This is a genomic window from Paenibacillus sp. Marseille-Q9583, from assembly GCF_976954365.1.
The window spans coordinates 15,337-37,702 of sequence record NZ_CDRJTB010000047.1 but is presented as its reverse complement, the minus strand read 5'-3'; the positions used below and the strand labels follow the sequence as shown (position 1 = coordinate 37,702).

The window sequence follows — 22,366 nt, the reverse complement described above, 5'->3', positions numbered from 1 at the left end:
GTGATTTTTCATTATTTTCTCCAAACAAATACACCCACTTCCTATTTCCAAAGTAGATAACGTGATCTCTATTATTGTGTATCCAAGAATAGATATGTTATTTTAGAACGATCTCTAACATGGGAAGGAGTTCAAAGCTTTGAACAAACAGCCACCTATTGGAGTTATTCTCGCCCAAATTGGCACACCTACTGCACCTACTGCACAGGCGGTACGTCCTTATCTGAAACGTTTTTTATCCGACCGCCGAATCATAGATTATTCACCACTGCTCTGGCAGCCTTTGCTGCGAGGCGTTATTCTGCGTACACGTCCTCGGCGGTCGGCTGAGCTGTACAGACAAATCTGGACAACAGAAGGATCACCTTTACTCTTCCACTCATTAGCTCAGCGATCTGGTTTGCAAGCGCTTCTAGGTTCACGGTATCAAGTAGAGCTTGGCTTAGCATATAGCGAACCAAGTATGGAACAAGCGATGAGCACATTGGAAGCTAACGGAGTCACACGCATCATCATTGTGCCGCTATTCCCGCAATATTCGTCCACTACGACGGCATCTGTCTTCGATCAAGCGAGTTTTGCTGCACTAGGACGCCAAAGCTCCACTGGACCGGTAACAAAGCGCCTTATTCCTGCTCTCAGATTTATGGATGCTTATTATAATGAACCCGGTTATATTTCAGCCATGAAGTCGCATTTACTGCAGCAAATGGAACTTCTGAGCTCTAATCCTGATTTTTTTGTACTGACCTTTCACGGGATCCCCAAACGATATGCAGATACAGGCGATCCCTATCCAAAGCAATGTATGGAAACTGCGCATCTTCTCGCTTCAGCTATGAATTGGGAGCCTGAACGCTGGCAGCTTACTTTTCAATCACGTTTCGGACGCGAAGAATGGGTAGGTCCCTCTACAGCAGATGTTTTGGGAAAGCTAGCGGAACGCGGAATTCATAAACCTTTGATTTTCTCACCGGGACTTGTAACGGATTGTCTGGAAACGCTTCACGAGCTAGCAATAGAAGGGCGCGAGCAATTTGAGGCTGGAGGAGGACATGCTGAAGACTTCACTGCAATCCCCTGCTTGAATAATCATGAGGACTGGCTTCAATTTCTGGCTCAGCATGTTGAACGAAATGCCATGGGCTGGTAATACAAAAAAACCGTCTTGTCCACAGATATTCTCTGCTGAGATAAGACGGTTTGTTATGTCCGTTCATAGGATCTAAGGATCACTTAGATGCTTATGCTGTAAGCTGCTTATATTTAGTAGTCAGTTCATGGAACCATTGCTTGTCCTGTAAGGTCAACGCAAAATCGATCAGCTCGGCAATCTCACTTGGCTGCAAATCAGCTGAATCATTAAAAGATACTTCAGCGGTTGCAGTGGCTTCTCCATTCCCATCCTCTGCATAATCATAAGAGAAGCATATCTTGATATCACTTTCCAGAAATTCGTTACGCAGGAAATATAACACCTCACACATTAGCACAGGTCTAACATGATCATCAAAGACACATTCCATAACCTTCGCCCAGTACTGCTGATTGCTGAGGTGTAGCTTATCATTGGTTAAGAGATATTTCTCACCCTGAAAATCAGTGACAAATCTCAGCTCAAGCGGCTTCATTTTAAAAATAGTAGCAATTTGCTTCATGCTAATATTCAGAATGTCTTGCGTTTCTAGTCTGATCATCTCTCATGCACCTCGTCCCTCTTAGTTGGGTTACCTGAAACCTGATGATATCTATAATTTCGTTAAATGCCAATAATGTAAAATTAACTCTATCCAATCAATTTAATTTTTATCTAATTTAACATTATTATCGTCAACTGACTACGCTTTGTTAATATTTTTTCATTAATTCCACAGAAAAATGTTTCAATCTTTGTCCATCTGTTTAATATTTATATTTAAAAACTTAGTCTTTCTTATTTTCACAACAAAAAACTGTTCTGAATGGTCATCATCGACCTCAAAACAGTCTTTTGCCTAATTATTATTCAGTTAACTTTACTTAAACAAACAATGGCACTAACTGTATTCCTTCAGGCGAGATCCGAACAAGTCCTTTATCTGTGATGCGTAGCGTCGGGATAACCGCCAATGCAAGCAGCGATAAAGTCATAAATGCGTAGTTCAAAGTACAGCCAGCATCATATAGCGCTTTGCTGATCGCAGCTGATTTTGCAGCAGCAATTTCGAAGGGTTCCGTGGACATCAGACCTGCAATAGCCAACGGGAATAATGTTTCTCCACTGTATGTGATCATACAAACACCACCCTGGGCATCCGCCACCGCATTTGCAGCTTTAGCCATTAACTCATCATCATTACCGATAACGAGTACATTATGACTATCGTGAGCAACCGTCATTGCAATGGCAGCCGGCTCTTTAAATCCAATGCCTTCGACAACGGCCACTGATTTATTGCCTGTACCTTTATGACGTTCGAGCACTGCGATTTTGCACAAACCTTCTATAGCATTTACATCTAGTTGCCCCTCCACTACAGGTATCGAAACCATACGCTCAATAGTCTCCACATGATTTTCTCTTACTTTAATAACTCTTGTAGTAAGTTCACCTGTTTGAATTGGAGCAGCAATGATGAAATCTTCTGAAGTAGGACGCTGTGGCAAATGAACCGAAGCCAACACTTCCTCCGGATAAGTGAATTTAGCAAGTTCTGCCGTCATTACTCCGTTCTCCGCAACTACTACACCTGCGGCAATTGTCAGCACTACATTAATATCCGCCAAATTCCCGTCTAAAAGGATGATATCTGCAAAAGAACCCGGAGTAATAGATCCGATATCCCGCGCTAAACCAAAGCGTTCAGCAGTATTAATGGTAGCCATTTGGATAGCCGTTATAGGCTTAACACCTTGAGCAATAGCATCACGCAGGACGAAATTCATATGCCCTTCATCTCGTAAGGATTCCGAACTACGATCATCCGTTACCAGCATCATTCGGCGTGTATCAATGCCGTGTTCTGTATGGGCCGTAATTGTTTTAGCCACATCATGCCAAGCGGAACCCCGACGCATTTTGGCATACATCCCCAGTCGAACGCGCTCAATCACATCGTCTGCCGTCACACACTCATGATCGCCAGTCACACCTGCCGCAGCATACACGGGCAGTCTCCAGTCGCTGGAAGGCCATGTGAAATGACCATCTACAAATCTGCCTGCCCGCAGCGTAGCTTGAATTTCCCCAAGCATTTTCTCATCCCCATAAACAACGCCAGGAAAATTCATTACTTCTCCCAGCGCAATCACATCGGGTCCCCAAGTAAAGGCTTCTGCCACTTCTTCTGGTCCAATAGAAGCTCCCGTTGTCTCGAATTCCGCACCTGCCGCAGGCACACAAGAAGCCACCTGCATGTAAGCCGCTAACGGTGTCCCGCGCATCTCATCGAGCATCAATTGAATCCCCTTCAGCCCAAATACATTAGCAATCTCATGAGCATCAAAGAAACCACCTGTTGTACCCAGCGGCAGAACCGCACGGGAGAATTCAGTAACGGTCAACTGTGTGCTCTCAATATGACAATGGCCATCGAGTAGTCCCGGAGCTATATACTTACCGTTCGCCTCAATAACCTGCGTTCCTTCACCAATCATATGTGTCACATCTTTACCAACATAAGCGATACGTCCACCTTGTATACCAACAGACATTCCTTCTAAAATTTCACCAGAGCATACATTAACCAGCTTTCCACCTGTAATTACTAGTGTTGCCGGTTTATCTCCTCTTGCCGTAGCCACAAGCTCAGGTACACAATCTGCTAAAGGCTTTCTTGTAAAAGTTGTCATTTTCATCTCTCCCCCGTTAGTATCCAAGTGCGTTCTTGATGTAGTGAATAGATTCATAATAATAGAGGATTGCTTAATCATCGGCTGTGTTGATATCATAGTTGGCAAATCTGATATTGTACGAAAAAACGGCTCCGTCATCCCTATAGATGATAGCCGTTTTCTTAATCCAAAGATTGTCCAACACTCCGGACATGCCCCTGGTATGAACTCACCCGCCAGCATCTATTCCAACGATTATCTTACGTTTTCCTCATATACGTCAAGTGCCGCTTGAACACCAAGTCCGTAAAAAACTTCAAATCCGTGTCGCAGTAACGCTGCTTCCAAAGCTCCAAGCAAACGCAGCACATTATTCGTACGGCAGCTAAAGCCCATCGTGCCAATGCGCCAGATCTTTCCTTTCAGAGGTCCAAAGGAGCTGGCAATTTCAATGCCGAACCGCCCCAGCAGCAGCGTGCGTACGGATTCCCCGTCTATGCCCTCAGGAATCAGCACACAGGTAACAACGGTAAGTTTGCAGGAAGGCTCCCCGTAAAGTTCAAGCCCCATCGCTGTTAATCCAGCTATAAGTGCCTTTTCATGGAGCTGATGTCTGGCGAATCTGGCATCCAGTCCTTCTTCAAGCGCAAGTCGCAAGCCTTCCCGCAGTGCATAGAGCATAGAGGTCATCTCTGTATGATGATTGAGACGTTGTGGACTCCAGTAATCCTGAAGCATGCCGAGATCGAAATAATTGCTGCGGACAAAAGATAAGTCACCTGACTGGACATCACTTGTTCTAATCCCGCGTTCTACTCGCTTTCGGGTCATGAGCTTAGCTTCAGCACGATCATTATACGTTATCGGTGCCATTCCGGAAGGGACGGACAGGCATTTCTGTGTACCGCCAACGACGGCATCCAACATCCAAGCATCTGTCTCGACAGGAATGCCCCCAAGAGTTGCAACTGCATCCACTATGAATAGAGCATCCATTCGCCGGCAGGCTCTGCCAATCTCCGCGAGTGGCTGCACCCGTCCTGTAGAGGTCTCACCATGCACCATCGCTACCACATTTGGCTTAAAAGTCTCCATAGCTGCTATCACCTCCTCCGGTTCAAACACACTTCCCCATGGCTTTTCCAGAACGAATACCTCAGCACCACAACGTTCGGCAATCTCATGAAGCAGGTGTCCAAAGCGGCCAAAGATCGGAATCAGCACACGTTCCCCCGGCAGGATTAAGCTGACCATCACCGCCTCAATACCAGCGCGAGAGGTCCCATCTATAGGGTAAGCCCATGCATTTCGGGTAGCGAACAGCTCCCGCAGCATTTCCATCGTTTCATTCATAATAGAGGTGAACTCTGGATCAAACTGCCCCAGCACCGGAAAAGACATCGCCCGCAGGACACGCGGATCCACCTCCACCGGACCCGGAGTCATAATGCAGCGCAGGGACGGTGACAAATCTTCGTAACGCTTCATGATGATCCTCCCTTCAAGTAGAAACGGCTATGCCGTCCTTTAAGGGACGGGCTCCGTTTCAGCGAGAAATATAAAGATAAAGTATAGAGTAAAACATATACTTCCTTATATTTAAAAGTTCTGCGAACTCTTTTTAATAAGCTAACTCATATAACATCGCAGTCAGCACCTCAAGCCCAGCCGTAAGCTGCTCGGGGGATGTATACTCTTCCGGTGAGTGGCTGATACCCGCACGACTGGGTACAAAAATCATCGCAGTGTGGCAACGCGGCGCAAACAGCTGGGCATCATGTCCAGCTCCACTCACCATCATGCGGTACGTCTTCCCCTGTTGGCAGCAGATATTTTCCAGCATTGCAGATAGCTTCGTATCCATAGGCGCAGGGACTGTGTGGAGCACGGATGTAACCTCAAGAATCACCCCACGTTTAACAGCAATTTCATTACATTCCGCAAGAAGCTTCTCACAGAAACGTTCCAGTTCGTCTTCTTCACTATGGCGGATATCTAATGTAAAAAGAACCTCACTCGGGATCACATTTGGCGTATTCGGGTACACCTCAAGCTTACCCGAGGTTGCTACAAGAGGTTCACCAGCCGTTTTAGCAGAACTTTCAAGCACGTACAGCATTTCAACCGCACTAGCCAGTGCATCCTGCCGCATAAACATCGGTGTCGTGCCCGCATGATTAGCAATACCACTGACCTTGACCACATATCGTCTCTGTCCAACAATCCCCTGAACTACGCCTATCTGAGTGTCTGTCTTCTCCAGAATAATCCCCTGCTCGATGTGCAGTTCTACAAAAGCACCAACATCATTTCTGACTCCAGTCCGCTTAGAAGCTTTCTCCTCCGTTATGTCCTGTAAGAAGCTGGATTGTGCCATTGCTGCTTTTAACGTCACTCCCTCTGCATCCATACAGGTCTCGGCCTCGCTTCCGTCATACCTTTCCGTGACATGGCCCGAACCCCAATAAGCAAGCGGAAATCGGCTCCCCTCTTCTTCACAAAAAGATACGACCTCAAGCGTCCGCTGCGGCTGGCCAAAGTTCCTCTGCAAATCTTGAAGCGCAATCATAGCCGCAGCGATCCCATAGGCACCATCATATTTTCCGCCATTGACTACAGTATCGATATGCGATCCGGTTAAAATAACCTTTTGCTGCGGATTGCATCCACTCAATCGTCCATATACATTGCCAACCTTGTCTATGGAAACTTCTAAGCCGAGCCCAGCCATTTTTTCCTGCAAAAAAATCTGCGCCCGGTTCCATTCCTCCGTATATAGCAGTCTAGTAACTCCTGGCCCAGGTGTGCTGAATGCCGCCAGCTCCTCCAGCAGCTCCAGCAGTTTCTGAGTCGACGCTTGAACGCTGGAATCATTCATAGGCTGTACTGCTCCTTCCTAATTCGCAGCCACTGTCCACCTCCCTCACTGATCACTCCTTCTTCAGAGGTATAGATGACATTCCCCCGGCAGATCGTAGCAACTACTTTGCAGGATAAAGTTCTTCCGATGTAGGGGCTGTGCTTGTGGCGATACAATAAATCCTCCGCAGTCAGCGTATAGGTTGTGCTTGGATTCAGCAGAACTAGATCGGCATCTAGACCTAGGGCTATAGCGCCTTTACGATGCTCAATTCCAAAACGTTTTGCGGGTTGCCCTGCGAGCAGACTGGAAATTAATGTAACATCCAACCCCCGCACATTCACGCCTTCATGGAACATAAGCTCCAGACTGCTCTGCGCACCCGAGATCCCACCCCAAGCTGCAAAAAAAGACAAGTCCAGCTTCACCTTTAATTCCGTTGGACAGGGGGAATGATCCGAAGCAATCAGATCGATTTTGCCTTGGGCCAGCATCTCCCATAACTTATCCTGCTCCACCGCACTTCGCAGCGGAGGCGCACACTTCGCCACAGGGCCTAAAGCCTTCATATCATTTTCAGTGAGGACCAGATAATGTGGACAGGTTTCGGCCGAAACGTCCAGACCTCGAAGCTTAGCGTCATAGATTTTCTCAATGGCAGCGGCCGTGCTGATATGAACAAAATGCAACCGGCAGCCCGTACGTTCACTGTACAGCAGCGCCCTGGACACTGCCTCCAGCTCTGCTTCAGCAGGGCGGCAAGCCGCAAAATCACTTGCGCTGGTTCTGCCATTTCGCACTGCATCTGCGGTCAACACCGCCGTGATAGCCTCACTTTCTGCATGCAGCGCCAGAATCGCGCCCAGAGAAGCGATTCGCTGCATCCCTTGATAGAGTGTATCCTCATCCACTTCACGGAATCTGCCTTCGCCCTCCCCTCCAGGATTGGAGAGAAAGGCTTTAAACCCAGTGACGCCAGCGGCTGCCAAAACTTCTAAATCATCCTGATTGCCGGGAACGAGCCCACCCCACAGCACATAATCAACGGCAGAGTTTCCAGCCGCAGCATCTACCTTTTGACGAAGCGCAGCCTCGTTCACAGTCGGTGGATTGCCGTTAAGCGGCATATCTGCGTAGGTTGTGCAGCCGCCAGCTGCCAACGCCGCAGAACCGCTGCGAAAGCCTTCCCAATGTCCAAACGTTGGTTCATTAAAGTGGACATGCATATCAATCATACCGGGGAGCACATAGAACCCATCTGCGTCGATGACTTTGGTTAGCGGCGCAAGCGAAAGTTCCTCTCCAAGTGCGACAATCTTACCCTCTGATACTGCAATATCCAGCTTGAGTACCCGATCGGGCAGCACTACATTCCCGTTCTTAATCACAAGTTCATAGGATTCCTTCATGAGCTGCCACCTCCTCCGGTCGTCAACTTTCTCCTAACTTCCCCGATACGTACTATATCCACCAGGAGCTACTAGCAAAGGTACATGGTAGTGTTGCATGGAGCTCTCTATATGAAAGCGAATAGGTATCTGTTCTAGAAAAAAAGACATCTCACGTTGAATATCTGCTGACGCTTTGGCATCAGCTCTACGGTAGTAATCGCCAACCATAAACAGCAGCTCGTAACATCCAGCCTCCATTTCGTTTCCCTCCAGCAGCGGAGCATCCAGCCTCCCGTCACTGTTCGTGACTTCTTCACACAGAAGCTTGCTCATCCCATCCGTAAGCTTCCAGAGCTGAAGCGTCAGACCTGTAGCAGGAATCCCCCACGACAGATCCAGCACATGGGTGGTAAGACGCCCGCTCATTATGCTGTCTCTCCGGCCAGATCTGCACGGCTGACAGAAAAGCCCTGAAAACCATAGGGTGGACGAGGTTCGGTGAATACTCCACCTTTAGTTTCTTCTGGCTCAACAATGGTTTCCCAGGTCCGGTTATTGGACTCAAATGAAACAGTAGCCAGCTGCGGAAAACGGGACAATACGCGCAGCCCAATTTGATAAATCAACGATTGGATTGATGGACTGTTCAGCTCATGAAAAGCGCTATGGGCGATATCGCGAACCTGCTCCGCAGCCACATATTGGCCTAGATCTCCATCCAGAGCATGCTCAACACCACTGTAGGTCCAGTTAATATTTAGAAAAATATAAAGCGGACGGTCAAAGCTCTCCGGCAATGTTGTGTACTCATCACGGACGAATCCATAAAACGAGCTTCCACTCACTTTTATCAGCTGTAAATCCTTCAATCGGCATTCATGAGCGATAACCTCAGACCCATTCTCTCCACGTTTTATAGTTAACGAAGCCGAATAAGATTCATTATTGGAGTGACGCAGTACTAAATGACTCTGTATAAGCCCCTCAACCCCGGGCACCATTACCTGTTCAAAAGGTAACCGGTCTGCGGAAACTGAAACTGCGGTGACATGATCGTATTTATCGAGAAAACGGCGGCTTAGAAGCTGCAGCAGCCCCTCCGTTGTGCTTCCAGTGTAGTCCGCGGTATTGCGCAGAATAAAATTTTTCATAGAATCGGTAGCAACAACCATGGAATTATCCCCCTCTGAAAAAGAAGGAAGAAACGCTTCGCCCGTGACCGCGAATGTAATATTATGTGCGAATATAATGTTGTCACAGCCCGTGAAGGAAGATTCGGGAACGGGGGTAACGGCCAGCGGTTTAGCATAGGTACGATAAGTTAACACATCACTTTTTCCATAAAACATTGTACGTCCGTTAATTGGTTCCAGCATGGCTGACACCCTCCCCGTTTATGATGAATGAGTGAATGAATAATTAAATAATTAAATCACTTAAGCGAAATCTCGTAATTGTACCGACTTCAGAAAAGGCTTGAACCCATTCCTCCTGTGGGGAACGCTCTACTCGCACTCCAATGGCGCTGATAATGTCATCTTTGTTTTTGCCACGAACAGCTAGAATAAAAGGGAAATGAAATTTGTCCGTATACTTTTGATTCAGATCATTTAATAGTTTGAACTCTTCCGTTGTTAACCGATCCAGTCCAGCTCCCTGCTGCTCCGAGGCAGACAAAGCCGTAACTTGAAGCCTAGTCGCCAAATCTGGGTGAGCTTTTAATAGTTCCTCCATTCGGCTCCGGTCAGCACTCAGTACGGTCTGCATCATGGTGCTATGCAAATGCTCAAAAGAATGGAACGGAATCTGCTTATAAGCCTCCTCTGCTACCCACGGTGAATGTTCAAAAATGCCGCCTAGATGCTTCACAAAATCCGTTATACTCATGGCATTTATCTCTTCCAACGTAAACCTGCCTTCAGAAACGACCATCACTCAACCTCCAATAGCTTTGTTTACAGCCCGTAAAATGCCACCGTACCCCGTACAGCGACAAATGTTACCCGATAAAGCTTCTTCCACTTCAGCCTGAGAAGGATGCGGGTTCTCTTCCAGCAGAGCAACCACCGAGATAACCATCCCTGGTGTACAATAACCGCATTGGAACCCCCCCTCTTCTAAAAAAGCCCGCTGAACGGGATGCAGGCCTACTTCACTAAGACCCTCAATTGTTGTAATTTCCGCACCTGAGCATTGATAGGCCATAACCAGACATGAATTCACTGGACGTCCATCCACCAGCACCATACATGCCCCGCAGCGGCCAATCTCACATGAACGTTTGGTGCCGGTCAGCTCCAAATCTTCACGTATGACATTTAAAAGCCGGCGGGAAGGTGGAATCTCCGTGGATATCGCTTTCCCATTGAGATTGCAATTAAAGGTGAACCTCTCTTCTGCAAAAGCTACCTCAGACGATAAGGGTTCAAGGTTATCTTCATCTAGATTGTGATCTGAATTATGGCTCGGCATGGATGTTCACCACCTTTTGTGGAATAAACGGTGTAGACTGCAGCCATTCGGGATCAATGGGCAGCTTGGTTACCCGCTTCCCTACAGCCTGAAATATGGCTGACACGACTGCCGGAGCTAAATTGACGGAACCCACCTCTCCAATACCGCGAGGACCGTACGTGTCATGATCCGGCAAATCCTCTATCGGCTGCACCTGAATACTGCCATTCATATCGGCAATGGTCGGTACCAAATAGGTGTCTAAATTTTTGGTGACATAGCTGCCGCCTGACATCACAGCATCCTCTGACAAGGTGAAGCCTACCGCCATACTGCTGCCACCTTCGATCTGTCCAAGATAACCTTGCGGATTAGCCACCGGTCCCGCCGCTACCGCATGATATTGGTCCAGTACACGAACACGTCCAGTAAGCAGATTAACTTCCACGCGGACTGCGATTGCAGAATAGGTATATAGGAAATGTGCCCCCACTCTTTTAAAGGGTGTGGTTGGATAAGTAAACTTTGTATTACAGACAATAGGTTCTGAAATATGCTGTGCCAAGTCCTTGTAAGTCAGAAGCAGACCGCCGTCTTTTAGCCAAATACCACCAGGGCCGAGCTTCATTTCATAGTTATCCAGCTCCGGCTTTATCATCGCAGCTGCCTGCAGCACTCGAGCGGTGAAGTCTGGACGCAGCCGTTTCAAGGCCATCCACATCATGCTGGTTGATCGGGAAGCCGTACTAGATCCGCTATCGGGCACAACATCCGTATCGCCAATGACGATGCTTAGATCCTCTGCCGCCAAGCCAAACTGTTCAATCAGCATTTGTTCCATTGTTGCAATTAAGCCCTGACCAAACTCCTCGTAACCAAACACCGCCTCAATCTTGCCCTCTAGCGTCAAAGAGAGCCTGCCTCCCGCCGGATCGGGAATACCATAACCAAGTCCTGCACCATGCATAGCTATTGCAGCACCCGTGCCAGTTACGATCCAAGGTTCCACAACACCTGAATCACTGTCTGTAGATGCGGCCTCAGTCATAAGAGGCGAACCCGCCAGCGCTTCCCACACCTGAAAGGCACCATCGGTCTGAGCAATTTCCTGACCCAGTGGCCCCAGATCTCCATATTTACGCAAATTGCGGCGGCGCATTTCCCACGGATCGATCTGCAATCGCTCAGCCAACCGATCGATTTGTCCCTCCAAAGCGAAAATCGCCTGATTGCCGCCAAAACCGCGAAATTCACCAGATACACCGTTATTGGTATATACAGCAAATCCCTTCACATCCACATGATCGATGATATAGGGGCCCATCACATGTTCTGTCGCGAAGTTGAGCACCTCCGCCCCCAGTGTTGCGTAAGCTCCCGTATCCGAAATAATGCTGACCTGATGTGCCCTGATGATTCCTTCGGGGTCGCAGCCAGTCTTCATGGTGATTTTCATGGGATGGCGTTTTAGTCCTGCACGTACCGATTCAGCTCTCGAATTATGCAGTCTTACCGGACGGAGTGTCCGCAAGGCGAGTAGTGCTCCATACGGCTGTACATTCAGCTCGTCTTTTCCTCCAAAGGACCCGCCGATAGGACTCGAGATGACGCGAATATCTTCTTGAGGTATAGCCAGAATTCTGGATAGCTGCAGGCGATCCATCAACCCATGTTGTGTAGCTGAATATACGGTAAGCCGTCCGTTATCCTCTGGGATAAACACTCCACCTTCAGTCTCCATATAGGTGTGCATTTGGCGTGGTGTATAGTAAGTCTCCTCTACCACATGACAGCAATCCGTAAATACCGTTTCCGGCTCCCCTTTCCGATATTCCGTATGATGAAGCACGTTTCCCTCGGCATGCAGCAGAATTGCGTCCTTTTTCATCGCCTCTTCCGGATTCTCGAGTATGGGTAGAAGCTCATAATCCACTTCGATAAGAGATAAGGCGTATTCCGCAATTTCGTCCGTCTCAGCCGCGACTGCCGCAATCGCATCGCCAGTGTAACGCACACGGTCACTGCAAAATACCGGTTGATGCGGCAAAGCTATGCCAAAGCCGTTAAGTCCGGGCACATCCTCATGAGTGATTACAGCGTGTACACCAGGGACTTCAATGGCCTTCTCAATGCGTATAGACAAAATACGAGCATGTGCCTGCTCACTGCGGAGCACGCGGCCGATCAACATTCCTTCTGCCCTCATGTCGGTCAAATACTGCAGCTTACCGGATACCTTACCCTCTCCATCAGGTCGTGTACGCCAGCGGCTACCGCTGGATTCCTTATTCAGCAGCATTTTCCCTCTCTCCTTTCGTCGGGTTATTCACCTCTTAACTTCGTATATTCATAGCCTTCCACAGCTCAGATACAACCAAATTGCCAGCAGTCTTTTTCTTGTAAAGTTCTGTTGCAAAGGGATCACTATACGTCTCAAAGCTGTTCTCAATCACTTCATATAAAGAAGCCAACAGCTCCTCTGTATACCTCACACCTTCAAGCATAACTTCTGCCCTACTTAGTCGCTGCGGCCGCCCAGAGCCCCCACCTGCGGCGATACGCACCTCACGGAAACGGTGTTCCTCATCGATCGATGCTGAGATTGCTACCGTTACAAGTGAAGGGGTGAACGCTTCCCTGCGGCCAACCTTACGGAAAATTTCTAGCCTATCCGTTAACGGACTCTCTAAGCGAGTAGGTGAGATGCGAATCTCAGCCACAAGATCTGCCGCAGGTTTTATCCCGCTCCAGTGATTGTTTAGCCACTCTATCAAAGGTAGAGCCGTCATAAATTTGCCGTCAAAGGAGATTAACTCCGCCTCATAGACCAGTAACGCAGGTAGAATATCTCCGAAGCCAGAAGCGATATTGCCCCCGAGCGTGGCAAGATTACGCACCGACGGAGCCGCTATGCAGCGTGCAGCCTCTTGCAGTGCAGGAGCCACGGCCTGCAAATGCTCATTACTGCGGCACTGGGAGAGTGGAACAAGAGCACCCAGAGATAAGTGAAATTCCGTTAAGGTAATGTCGCCGAGATTTGTAATTTGCCGAAGATCAATCAGCTGTTTGGGCATATGAGCCGTTCCATTTTCCCACTCTGTTCTCAGCAGTGTTCCTCCTGCGACATATCGAGCACTGTCTCCAAACGCAGTTTTTCTCTCCCAAGCTTCGTGCAGGCTGCGGGGTTGAATTACTTCAGGTAGCCTACCTTCCTCTTCCCGTAAAACTCCCATACACTCCGCCTCCTTTTTGAGTACCAGATTGCTGCTTCCCTTCTCGTATAACCTGCCTTAAAACCTTTGTTCCCGAATATAAGGAACTCCGAGCGCCTCCGGTGTGCCAGATGGTTTGTTGCGATTGCGGTACCCCAGGTACATCAGGACCAGAATGGTCACAAGGTACGGAATCATTTTGAGAAAATAGGGCGGAACCGCACTCCCCAGCAATTGAATACGGAAGCCAAGTGAATCCAATGCCCCAAAAAAGTAAGCGCAGAACAAGGCGCGCAGCGGATTCCATCTGGCAAAAATCACTAGCCCTACCGCAATCCAGCCTCGACCGGCTGTCAGCCCTTCATTCCAGGTTGGCGCGTAGGCCAATACCATATCCGCTCCGGCCAGGCCGATGAGAGCAGCACCGGTGATCACATAACTGTAGCGGATAAGCTGTACACGGATCCCCATCACATCTGCGGTAGCCGGACTGTCTCCGACTGCCCGCAAATGCAGGCCCCATGAAGTGCGGTGAATTAGTAGATGCAAAACAAGCACTAGCAGTAGGCTGAACCAGGTTAGGTAATCCATGTTGCCGAATATTTTTCCGATGAACGGTACATTTTCCAGCCAAGCCAGATGCAGCTTAGGAGATGTTCCTGGCAAAGGAATGCCGCTGATCGGTTTACCAAGATAAGCGCTCAACCCACTGCCGAACAGGGTCATCGCAAGACCGGACATCGTTTGATTTGCCCGCAAGGTCACACAGAGAAAAGAATGCAGCAATCCAAGCACAGCCGTTACAGCTACGGTAGCCAGCAGAGCCAGCAACAGGTTTCCGGAGCGAATATACACGATACAAGTGGTGACTGCTCCCATCAGCATCAGACCTTCAGCCCCAAGCTGTATAATGCCGGCTCGTTCATTTAGAATGCCTCCCAGCGTAGCCAGCAGCAGCGGGGTCCCTGCGGAAATAGCGGCAATAAGTAGCTGTGTTGTAAAATCCATTGCCTATTTCCCCCCTTTCAGCTGAACCCGGCTACGGCGAATACGGAAACGATAGATCATATCACCAGCAATTAAGAAAAACAGGATGGAGCCTTGCAGCATTTCTGATATTGATGAGGGCAGCCCGATGGTTTGAACACTATATCCGCCAACAATTAAGCCACCGAATAGAATAGAAGAAACGATTAGACCGAGTGGATTCAATTTGGCCAGCCAAGCCACAATAATGGCGGTGTATCCATAACCCGGTGAAATGCCCTGCATCAGCTTGTGAGTAACACCGGAGACCTCCGCCATGCCAGCGATCCCGGCGAGCCCCCCACTGATCAGCATGACGATAATAATATGGCGCTTGATAGGAATCCCCGCGTATCTGGCTGCAACAGGATTGGCCCCAATCAGCCGGAGCTCGTAACCCCACTTGGTAAAACGAATCATTAAGTAATAAATCACAACGGCGATAAGTCCAAATAACAATCCGATATGAAGTCTTGTACCTCCGAGAACAGGCAGCGACTGAGCTGCAGTGAACATAGGTGATCCCGGGAAATTAAATCCTTTAGGATCTTTCCAAGGTCCGAATACCACGTAATCGAGCGCCAATAGGGCAACATAATTCAGCATTAATGAAGTGATTAGCTCATTCACTCCAAAATGCGTCCGCGGAATAGCTGTCAGCAGTCCCCAAAACGCACCCGCGGCAATCCCGAACAGCAGCATTAAGCTCAGGGACCAGAATGTAGGTAAGTCAGGAAAATAAATCGTGACCGCTGTGGCCGCCATAGCCCCAACGGTTAACTGGCCTTCTGCTCCAATATTCCATACCGAAATGCGGTAAGCCACAGCAATCCCAAGCCCACATAGGAGTAGCGGGATCGCTTTAACCATCGTTTCCGTGAGCCCATACGCAGTGCCAAATGCGCCACGGAACATTTTTTCATAGACCAGCACCGGATTCATGCCATTCGCCGCAATAAATAGGGCACACAACAAAAGCGCTAAAATTATAGATACAATAGGTGTCCACCAAGGAGAACGGATGCGGCTGGCATCGTATTCGAAACGTAGAGAGAATCGTTTTCCGGAGTGGGAGGGGAGGGGTTCCAGTACAGCTGCTGCGGTATTTCTTCCATTCTCCAGGCTCATACGGCGCTCTCCTCTCTATTATGAATACCAGCCATTAGTAGTCCGATGCTCTCTCGATTCGCTTCCTCATGTGTACTCTCACCAATAATTGAGCCGTTATAGATCACTAGAATCCGGTCGGATAACTGAAGCAATTCATCTAAATCCTCCGAAATTAATAACACGCCACTACCTGAACCACGCAGCTCCATAAGAAGGTCGTGGACACCAGCCGTGGCACCTACATCCAGCCCTTGTGTCGGATGAACGGCGACCATCAGCTTCGGCCGATGACTGATTTCACGTGCAAAGAGCAGCTTCTGCTGATTACCACCTGACAACTGTTGTACTGGCGTCTCCAGCTCAGGTGTTTTGACGTTAAAGCGCTGAACCAGCTCCTGTGACCACAAACGGTTCTTCCCGGACTTCAAGAAACCAAATTTGGAGTGCTCCTCTGAGCGGTAAGACTTAAACAAAAGATTATCCACCGATCCGAGGCGCCCAGCTAAACCGCTCTTCATCCGGTTCTCCGGCACGTGGGAGATTCCTGAATCAATTGCCCCTCTAACCGAAGCCGATTTCACCGTCTGTCCATCAAACGTGATTTCACCACTTTTCCAGCCTCTAAGACCTGTTAACACTTCAGCCAGTTCCTTTTGCCCATTGCCAGCTACCCCAGCTACGCCTACAATCTCCCCTTTACATACGTTCAGAGAGAAGTGATCCAGTGCTTTTCGCCCGTGATCGGCATATACGTCCACATCTTTCACTTCTAATAAAGAATCCCCTTCAGTGGCTTCCCGTTCTTGACGGGTGATGGTTACTTCCTTGCCCACCATCAGACGAGCCAGCTCCAGTTCATCTGTATCTGCCGTGGTCAGCGTGGCGATCATTTTCCCTTTGCACATGACGGAAATCCGATCGGAGGACGCCATAACCTCTTTCATTTTATGAGTAGTCATAATGACCGTCTTTCCTGCTTGCTTCATGACCCGCAGCGTTTCAAATAGCTGTTCCACCTCTCCAGGGGTCAATACAGAGGTTGGTTCATCCAATATAATAATGTCAGCCCCGCGATACAGCGTCTTAACGATTTCAACACGCTGCTGTTCACCCACGGACAACTGCCAGATCGGGCGATCCACCGGGAAATTCAGTCCAAACCGTTCCGCTAATGCCTTGATCTCCTTGTGTTTGTTCTTCATCCACTTACGGCCGCGCCAGAAAGACGACTTTTCGCCAAGCACGATATTTTCTGCTGCTGTGAGGCTTTGCACCAATCTAAAGTTCTGAAAAACCATACCTACACCCAGCTGCGCAGCATCTTTAGGAGAACGGATCTGAGCACCTTTCCCATGAATGAAGATTTCTCCTTCATCTGCTCTGTACACCCCTGACAGCATGCTCATCACCGTGCTCTTCCCGGCCCCATTCTCCCCAAGCAACGCATGAATCTCACCCGCATTTGCCGAAAAGTCGACTTGATCACTGGCGGTTACCGAGCCGAATTTTTTCACAATCCCCCGCATTTCAACTGAAGTTCCCCGCATGGCCTGAACCCCTCCTTCCTTCAAGTTGTAGTACGGGTGGGGAAGTTTCCGCTTAACGGAACCCGCCCCACCCATAGATTGTGCACATTTTATTCAGCATTTTTAAACATTATTGCGGGATAGTTCCTTCCACACCTTTTACGAGCCAGTTCATGCCCAGCACTTCCTCCAAGGTCAGCTTCTGACCCTCCTGAACCTTCACATTCCCTTGATTATCTGAGATCGGACCTGTGAAAACCTCAAGCTCACCACTGATAATTTTGGCTTTGGCGTCTTCGACAAGCTTTTTCACATCATCTGGGATCTTATTCCCGAAAGGAGCCAGCTCCACCATACCGTCAGCCATATCACCGGAATATTGCTCGCTCTTCCAGGTTCCATCCATCACTGCCTGCACAGCCTTTACGTAATACGGACCCCAATTCCACACCGGATTTGTTAAATAATTGTCCGGTGCGTATTTGCTCATATCCGAGTCATTTCCCCCGGCAAAAGCCCCTCGTTCAGCAGCAGCCTGCAGTGTTGCAGGTGAATCCTGATAGGCCAAAAGCACATCTGCGCCCTTATCCAGCAAGCTGATTGCCGCTTGACGTTCAGTCGTCGGGTCATACCATGTATTCGTCCATACCACATTCACCTTTACATCAGGATTGACACTTTGTGCCCCAAGGGTAAAAGCATTCAAATTATAGATCACTTCGCTGATCGGAAAAGCGCCCACATAACCCAGCAGATTGTTTTTGGTCATTTTTCCTGCCGCTATGCCGCTCAGATAGCTGGCCTGATAGTTCTTCCCGAAGTAGGTTCCCATGTTCTCTGCGGTTTTGTAACCCGAAGCATGCAGGAACTTCACGTTGGGGAATTTGCCCGCTACATTTAATGTAAAATCCATATATCCGAAGCTCGTTGTAAACACGATGTCATGTGATTGCGCAAGCTCTGTGATGATTCGTTCGGCGTCAGCACTTTCAGGGACATTTTCTACAAAGTCAGCTTTAATCCCAAGCTCCTTCTCCATATACAGCCGTCCTTGATCATGTTGGTACGTGTAGCCGCCATCCCCTGGAGGTCCGATATAAACAAAAGCAACCGTCGGTTTCTTTGCAGCCGGTTCTGTAGTTGCAGTTACTTCTGTTGCCGCTGTAGTTGTCGCTGTTGCCTCAGTTGCATTTGTAGAAGTATTATTATTGCTGCCACACCCCACCAAAGCCACCGTCATTAGAAGCATTAATGCAAGACAAGATGTTATGAACTGACCCCTTTTTTTCATAATTCTCCTCCTCCAAATCATCTCTCATTATGGCTGCAACCATTAATGTACTTCTACTATACTTAGAGGTGGCCTTGGCGTAAATTTATATAACATACGTTTGTATATGAATATAAGAATCAGAACTTTTTTTGTGTGTAATGCACTAATTGGTTTTCCAATGGTAAGATTCGTGTCATATTATATGACAAGAAGTGAAAAAGGAACACTGTTTCAGATCACTTTCCAGACTATTCTTTACTTCACTTTCCATTTCTCAGAATCCATTGCTCCTGAATCTCACCAAAATCCTCTTTTGTATCTGCGTCCATGAAATAATGGGCAAACTCAGATTCCAGAACAATCCCCTTATAATCAGGTGAACGCAATATCCCCGCCGCTCCTCGATCTCCATCTAATCCCTGTAGTGCTGGAAACAATGTCTTCGAGAACAAAGCCGGGGGCATGGCCGACCCATTGCTGACGCTAGCGACATAGTCCATCTCCGGAGATTGTTCAAACGTTTGTATTAGACGGTTAACTAATGCTGTAGTAATAAATGGCTGATCCGCAAGCGCCACAACTACTGCATCGGGCTGTAAAGGTAATACCGCATTAAGGCCGCAGCGCAGTGAAAAAGACAATCCTAGATGTGCGGTTAAGCAAGTTTCGGTACGTCTGGATCCTTGCGGTTCAATCGCGGGTGGCAGCCATTCCAAGTTGTCATCCGCACGCACTACCACGATTAGCGGTTCTAGATTGCAACGATCCAATTCACTAAGCGCGACGCTCCCTAGGGAGACCTCCTGCGACAATTTCAGTGAAACCTTGGACACGCCCATCCGCCTGCTCTGCCCCGCTGCCAAATATATTCCTGCTACCTTCAATACTATCCACTCCTTCGGGCAGCTCTCGTGAGCCTACCCTTCTAATTTGAATAATTTCCGCTATAATACTGACCGCTATCTCCTCCGGACCTTCTCCTCCAATCGGCAACCCTACAGGTGCATGCAAAGATGCAGGAGCCTCAAGCCCTTCCAGTAAAAGAGATATCCGCGCCTTCGAACCAATAATCCCTATATATAGAGGAGCAAGCGGAATCACACTCTCCAGGAACTGTCTATCTCGCCCAAGTTGATGACTGCAAATCAATACATAATCTCGCTGAGCTACGCCCAAGCGTTGAACAACCTCCGTAGGAGAACAAATGATTCGTTCCGCGCGAGAGAACTCATTTTGCAGACTCCCTTCACGCCAATCCGCAACCGCAACCCGAAAGCCAACTCTGTCAGCAAGTTCCGCAATCGGAACCATATCACGTCCCCCGCCAAAAATCACAAGCCGCGGTTTAGGCACAAAGCATGTATGAAATGCTGTCAATTCAGCTGAAGCGGCCATAAAGCGACCTGCCGCTAGGTTTTCTTTTGCCGAGTGGGATAATTTCGGATGTTTCTTGCTCTGCGGCAGTACAATGTCTGGATCCAGCTCCAGCTTATAGGCAAAACCGTTCTCCACTGCTTCGCGGAACAGAATTAGCTCCTCTCCCCTAGCCAATCTGTCACTCGCCTGCACTAAAAGCTTGTAGAGCTGACCCTGCACGGGTTCAAGCACTACTTTGATTTTGCCTCCACAGCCGACAACCTCACCCCAGGACAGATCATCCGGAGACAGCATGTTGTATTCCACAATTTCGGGCAGCCCTCGTTCCCAGATCTCAGAGGTACGTAGCTCCAGATCGCTCTCCAGACAACCTGGACTCAGACTCCCAATCGTGCCCCCTTCAAAAAACAGCATCACTGCCCCGGGTTTACGATACGAGTGTCCCTCTACCTCAATCAGTGTTGCCAGCACCGCAGGCGCCTGATGGGTTTGAATATGCATTGCGATCTCATGTGTATTCACGAGGCTCCCTCCTCCGTGTTTGCATTTCAACCCAGACCTTAGTCCCGCCCAAGCATTCTCCGAAACATGAACACTAACTTCAGCCTCATTAGATCATTTATTTTTTTAAAATCGACATCCAAGAGCTCACTAAGCTTCTCGATCCGGTAGGTAGCCGTGTTTCGATGAATAAACAACTTTTTGGCTGTCTCATTGACATGCCCATCGTTCTCTAGATAAACCTCCAGCGTCCGCAGCATTTCTCGCACATACTCCGGCTCACGGCTAAGCAGTCCTCTAAGCGTACCGTTGCAATATTTCTCCATGACCTCTGTCGGGATTTGCCCAAGAAGCAAGGAAAGCTCAAGCTGCCGATAATGCACAACATTCCCATGCACCCCCTCAAACTGAAGCATCCCCATACATTCCTTCACCTCCGCAAAAGCCTCCTTCAGCCCATCTGGCTTCAATTTACAACTACTTATTGCAGCTCGTGGATAATACCCCTTGTCAAACTTAAGGTTGTCAAAACAAGCCTGGATTACATCCCGAAATTGCTCAGGACTCCGAAGAGCTGCCGGATAGATGGACAATAATCCTTGGTCTACAATCACATGAATGGCCTTTAATTCCCGCAGTACGGGGTGTTCAGTGTATTCTTCTTTTAATCTAAGCAGCTCACTTTGGCGTTCTTCAACAGTCGCAACAATATCAGTTAATACTAGTTGAAATGGCGACTGAAGCAGTTCAATTTCCAATTCGAGCGTAGCCTGTGCTAAATCGGCGTAAGATAAGTTACCATTTAAACAACGTCTCAGCAATCCGCTAAACTCCCTGTGTTCTGCCTGTTCAAAATAATCTTCGTAACCTGAATGAATATGATATGAAATAAGTTCAGCTCCCTGAACGAACAAGCTTTCTTCCATTGGGAGCAATAAAGGGTCGATGGCACAAAACAATAGATATCCGGAGCACTTCTCTCCTTGCAAAAGTGGTGTACGGTAGCCCACATGATCTCCCACACGAAAGCGCTGATTCCGTTTCTGCCATGGCCACCCCTCCAGCAACTGTGAGGTCTGGTATTCAGAATTGTTATAGATTACATCCCCGCGTGCGCTAACCACCACAAATGAATGGCCAATCACTTCAGACACCGAGTCAAACAGTGGACGGCTACGAACAGATCGCAGGGCAAATTGCATCAGCTTTTTCTGCTTCTCCATTATGCTCTGCAAAACATGAGTGCTCCGGCTAAGCTCGGCGCGAAACAGGCCATTCATCTGATCCGAAAAAGTGAACTGGAACGGCAACTGGATTAAGGGGAAGTTAAGGCTCTCCGCTTCTGCGACCAGTTGCTCTGGTACTTCATCCCAAAACCGACCCAGCTTAATGCCCAAGGCTGAAGATCCCCGGCGATTCAAAGTCTGTAGCAAGGCAGAGGCTTCCTCCATATTGTCCTTTATCAAATAGGCTGTCGTTAGCAGCATCTCGCCTTCTTTGATCCAATCCGAAATATCAGGGGCATCCATCACATTAATTGACTTCACAATTCGATGTTTCCCTTTAGACCCAGCGATAAGCTTCGCCTCGGACAAAGGATAAATGGACAACGCTTCTTCAACCGTAAGATGCATGCCACCCCTCCTTTTTAGGATCAATTGAATCATTTCTAATTTATAATGTTATTTTATGTAACATTATAATTAAAATGAACCTCCTTGGATAGAGTTAAATTAAAAATTAATGGTTATTACGTTAGTTAATATAACATTAAATGAACATAACTGATGAATCATTAATCTTTAGTTCACATCACTTGTGTG

General features: G+C 48.2%; 19 protein-coding genes. 1 reads left to right on the top strand and 18 read right to left on the bottom strand.

The genetic code is table 11. The annotated features are described in order from the left end of the window. Positions 1-139 precede the first annotated feature (139 nt). Positions 140-1,153, top strand: coding sequence for a ferrochelatase (gene hemH / locus ACWNM1_RS20045; RefSeq protein ID WP_449602367.1), 1,014 nt, complete (start codon positions 140-142; stop codon positions 1,151-1,153). Positions 1,154-1,244: 91 nt separating this feature from the next. Here hemH and ACWNM1_RS20040 read toward each other — a convergent pair whose 3' ends face one another. From ACWNM1_RS20040 to ACWNM1_RS19955, 18 genes are all read right to left on the bottom strand, one after another. After that, positions 1,245-1,697, bottom strand: a complete 453-nt coding sequence (locus ACWNM1_RS20040) for an IDEAL domain-containing protein (protein ID WP_042185792.1) — start codon at positions 1,695-1,697, stop codon at positions 1,245-1,247. A 322-nt stretch (positions 1,698-2,019) separates the two neighbouring features. Beyond that, positions 2,020-3,831 (bottom strand): adenine deaminase, encoded by a 1,812-nt coding sequence (locus ACWNM1_RS20035; protein WP_449602366.1) that lies wholly within the window; start codon positions 3,829-3,831, stop codon positions 2,020-2,022. A 237-nt stretch (positions 3,832-4,068) separates the two neighbouring features. Beyond that, positions 4,069-5,301: a pyridoxal-phosphate-dependent aminotransferase family protein gene (locus ACWNM1_RS20030; RefSeq protein WP_449602365.1), complete on the bottom strand. Its 1,233-nt coding sequence runs from the start codon at positions 5,299-5,301 to the stop codon at positions 4,069-4,071. A gap of 133 nt (positions 5,302-5,434) precedes the next feature. Next, entirely contained in the window at positions 5,435-6,691 is a 1,257-nt protein-coding gene (locus tag ACWNM1_RS20025) for a hydantoinase/carbamoylase family amidase (RefSeq protein ID WP_449602364.1), read from the bottom strand. After that, positions 6,688-8,082, bottom strand: a complete 1,395-nt coding sequence (locus tag ACWNM1_RS20020) for an allantoinase (protein ID WP_449602363.1) — start codon at positions 8,080-8,082, stop codon at positions 6,688-6,690. The genes ACWNM1_RS20025 and ACWNM1_RS20020 overlap by 4 nt, the downstream gene beginning before the upstream one ends. Before the next feature lie 33 nt (positions 8,083-8,115). After that, on the bottom strand, positions 8,116-8,490 hold the full coding sequence (gene uraH / locus ACWNM1_RS20015; protein ID WP_449602362.1) for a hydroxyisourate hydrolase: 375 nt from the start codon (positions 8,488-8,490) through the stop codon (positions 8,116-8,118). Next, on the bottom strand, positions 8,490-9,440 hold the full coding sequence (gene pucL, locus ACWNM1_RS20010; protein ID WP_449602361.1) for a factor-independent urate hydroxylase: 951 nt from the start codon (positions 9,438-9,440) through the stop codon (positions 8,490-8,492). The genes uraH and pucL overlap by 1 nt, the downstream gene beginning before the upstream one ends. A 43-nt stretch (positions 9,441-9,483) precedes the next feature. Then, entirely contained in the window at positions 9,484-9,996 is a 513-nt protein-coding gene (uraD, locus tag ACWNM1_RS20005; RefSeq protein WP_449602360.1) for a 2-oxo-4-hydroxy-4-carboxy-5-ureidoimidazoline decarboxylase, read from the bottom strand. A gap of 3 nt (positions 9,997-9,999) precedes the next feature. Continuing rightward, complete coding sequence (locus ACWNM1_RS20000) at positions 10,000-10,536, bottom strand: (2Fe-2S)-binding protein (protein WP_449602359.1); 537 nt, start codon at positions 10,534-10,536, stop codon at positions 10,000-10,002. Continuing rightward, on the bottom strand, positions 10,523-12,817 hold the full coding sequence (gene pucD, locus ACWNM1_RS19995) for a xanthine dehydrogenase subunit D (protein ID WP_449602358.1): 2,295 nt from the start codon (positions 12,815-12,817) through the stop codon (positions 10,523-10,525). Before pucD ends, ACWNM1_RS20000 begins: the two co-directional genes overlap by 14 nt. A 34-nt stretch (positions 12,818-12,851) precedes the next feature. After that, positions 12,852-13,751: an FAD binding domain-containing protein gene (locus ACWNM1_RS19990; protein ID WP_449602357.1), complete on the bottom strand. Its 900-nt coding sequence runs from the start codon at positions 13,749-13,751 to the stop codon at positions 12,852-12,854. A gap of 57 nt (positions 13,752-13,808) precedes the next feature. Continuing rightward, positions 13,809-14,738, bottom strand: coding sequence for an ABC transporter permease (locus tag ACWNM1_RS19985; protein ID WP_449602356.1), 930 nt, complete (start codon positions 14,736-14,738; stop codon positions 13,809-13,811). A 3-nt stretch (positions 14,739-14,741) separates the two neighbouring features. Beyond that, on the bottom strand, positions 14,742-15,884 hold the full coding sequence (locus ACWNM1_RS19980; RefSeq protein WP_449602355.1) for an ABC transporter permease: 1,143 nt from the start codon (positions 15,882-15,884) through the stop codon (positions 14,742-14,744). Then, the gene (locus ACWNM1_RS19975; RefSeq protein ID WP_449602354.1) at positions 15,881-17,413 is read right to left on the bottom strand and encodes an ABC transporter ATP-binding protein; all 1,533 of its coding nucleotides are present in this window, start codon (positions 17,411-17,413) and stop codon (positions 15,881-15,883) included. The genes ACWNM1_RS19980 and ACWNM1_RS19975 overlap by 4 nt, the downstream gene beginning before the upstream one ends. Positions 17,414-17,522: 109 nt before the next feature. Further along, the gene (locus ACWNM1_RS19970) at positions 17,523-18,683 is read right to left on the bottom strand and encodes a BMP family ABC transporter substrate-binding protein (RefSeq protein WP_449602353.1); all 1,161 of its coding nucleotides are present in this window, start codon (positions 18,681-18,683) and stop codon (positions 17,523-17,525) included. 242 nt (positions 18,684-18,925) lie between these two features. Next, complete coding sequence (locus tag ACWNM1_RS19965; protein WP_449602352.1) at positions 18,926-19,498, bottom strand: NTP transferase domain-containing protein; 573 nt, start codon at positions 19,496-19,498, stop codon at positions 18,926-18,928. Further along, entirely contained in the window at positions 19,440-20,564 is a 1,125-nt protein-coding gene (locus ACWNM1_RS19960; protein ID WP_449602351.1) for an XdhC family protein, read from the bottom strand. Before ACWNM1_RS19960 ends, ACWNM1_RS19965 begins: the two co-directional genes overlap by 59 nt. Positions 20,565-20,602: 38 nt before the next feature. Further along, the gene (locus ACWNM1_RS19955) at positions 20,603-22,177 is read right to left on the bottom strand and encodes a PucR family transcriptional regulator (RefSeq protein WP_449602350.1); all 1,575 of its coding nucleotides are present in this window, start codon (positions 22,175-22,177) and stop codon (positions 20,603-20,605) included. Positions 22,178-22,366 lie beyond the last annotated feature (189 nt).

What these genes read in the sequence shown, in the direction of transcription:
- pucD (WP_449602358.1), bottom strand. Translation starts at nt 12,817, where the DNA reads ATGCTGCTGAATAAGGAATCCAGCGGTAGCCGCTGGCGTACACGACCT.
- ACWNM1_RS20035 (WP_449602366.1), bottom strand. Translation starts at nt 3,831, where the DNA reads ATGACAACTTTTACAAGAAAGCCTTTAGCAGATTGTGTACCTGAGCTT.
- uraD (WP_449602360.1), bottom strand. Translation starts at nt 9,996, where the DNA reads ATGGTCGTTTCTGAAGGCAGGTTTACGTTGGAAGAGATAAATGCCATG.
- ACWNM1_RS19980 (WP_449602355.1), bottom strand. Translation starts at nt 15,884, where the DNA reads ATGAGCCTGGAGAATGGAAGAAATACCGCAGCAGCTGTACTGGAACCC.
- ACWNM1_RS19990 (WP_449602357.1), bottom strand. Translation starts at nt 13,751, where the DNA reads ATGGGAGTTTTACGGGAAGAGGAAGGTAGGCTACCTGAAGTAATTCAA.
- uraH (WP_449602362.1), bottom strand. Translation starts at nt 8,490, where the DNA reads ATGAGCGGGCGTCTTACCACCCATGTGCTGGATCTGTCGTGGGGGATT.
- ACWNM1_RS20025 (WP_449602364.1), bottom strand. Translation starts at nt 6,691, where the DNA reads ATGAATGATTCCAGCGTTCAAGCGTCGACTCAGAAACTGCTGGAGCTG.
- ACWNM1_RS19975 (WP_449602354.1), bottom strand. Translation starts at nt 17,413, where the DNA reads ATGCGGGGAACTTCAGTTGAAATGCGGGGGATTGTGAAAAAATTCGGC.
- ACWNM1_RS20000 (WP_449602359.1), bottom strand. Translation starts at nt 10,536, where the DNA reads ATGCCGAGCCATAATTCAGATCACAATCTAGATGAAGATAACCTTGAA.
- ACWNM1_RS20020 (WP_449602363.1), bottom strand. Translation starts at nt 8,082, where the DNA reads ATGAAGGAATCCTATGAACTTGTGATTAAGAACGGGAATGTAGTGCTG.
- ACWNM1_RS19970 (WP_449602353.1), bottom strand. Translation starts at nt 18,683, where the DNA reads ATGAAAAAAAGGGGTCAGTTCATAACATCTTGTCTTGCATTAATGCTT.
- pucL (WP_449602361.1), bottom strand. Translation starts at nt 9,440, where the DNA reads ATGCTGGAACCAATTAACGGACGTACAATGTTTTATGGAAAAAGTGAT.
- ACWNM1_RS19985 (WP_449602356.1), bottom strand. Translation starts at nt 14,738, where the DNA reads ATGGATTTTACAACACAGCTACTTATTGCCGCTATTTCCGCAGGGACC.
- ACWNM1_RS19955 (WP_449602350.1), bottom strand. Translation starts at nt 22,177, where the DNA reads ATGCATCTTACGGTTGAAGAAGCGTTGTCCATTTATCCTTTGTCCGAG.
- ACWNM1_RS20040 (WP_042185792.1), bottom strand. Translation starts at nt 1,697, where the DNA reads ATGATCAGACTAGAAACGCAAGACATTCTGAATATTAGCATGAAGCAA.
- ACWNM1_RS20030 (WP_449602365.1), bottom strand. Translation starts at nt 5,301, where the DNA reads ATGAAGCGTTACGAAGATTTGTCACCGTCCCTGCGCTGCATTATGACT.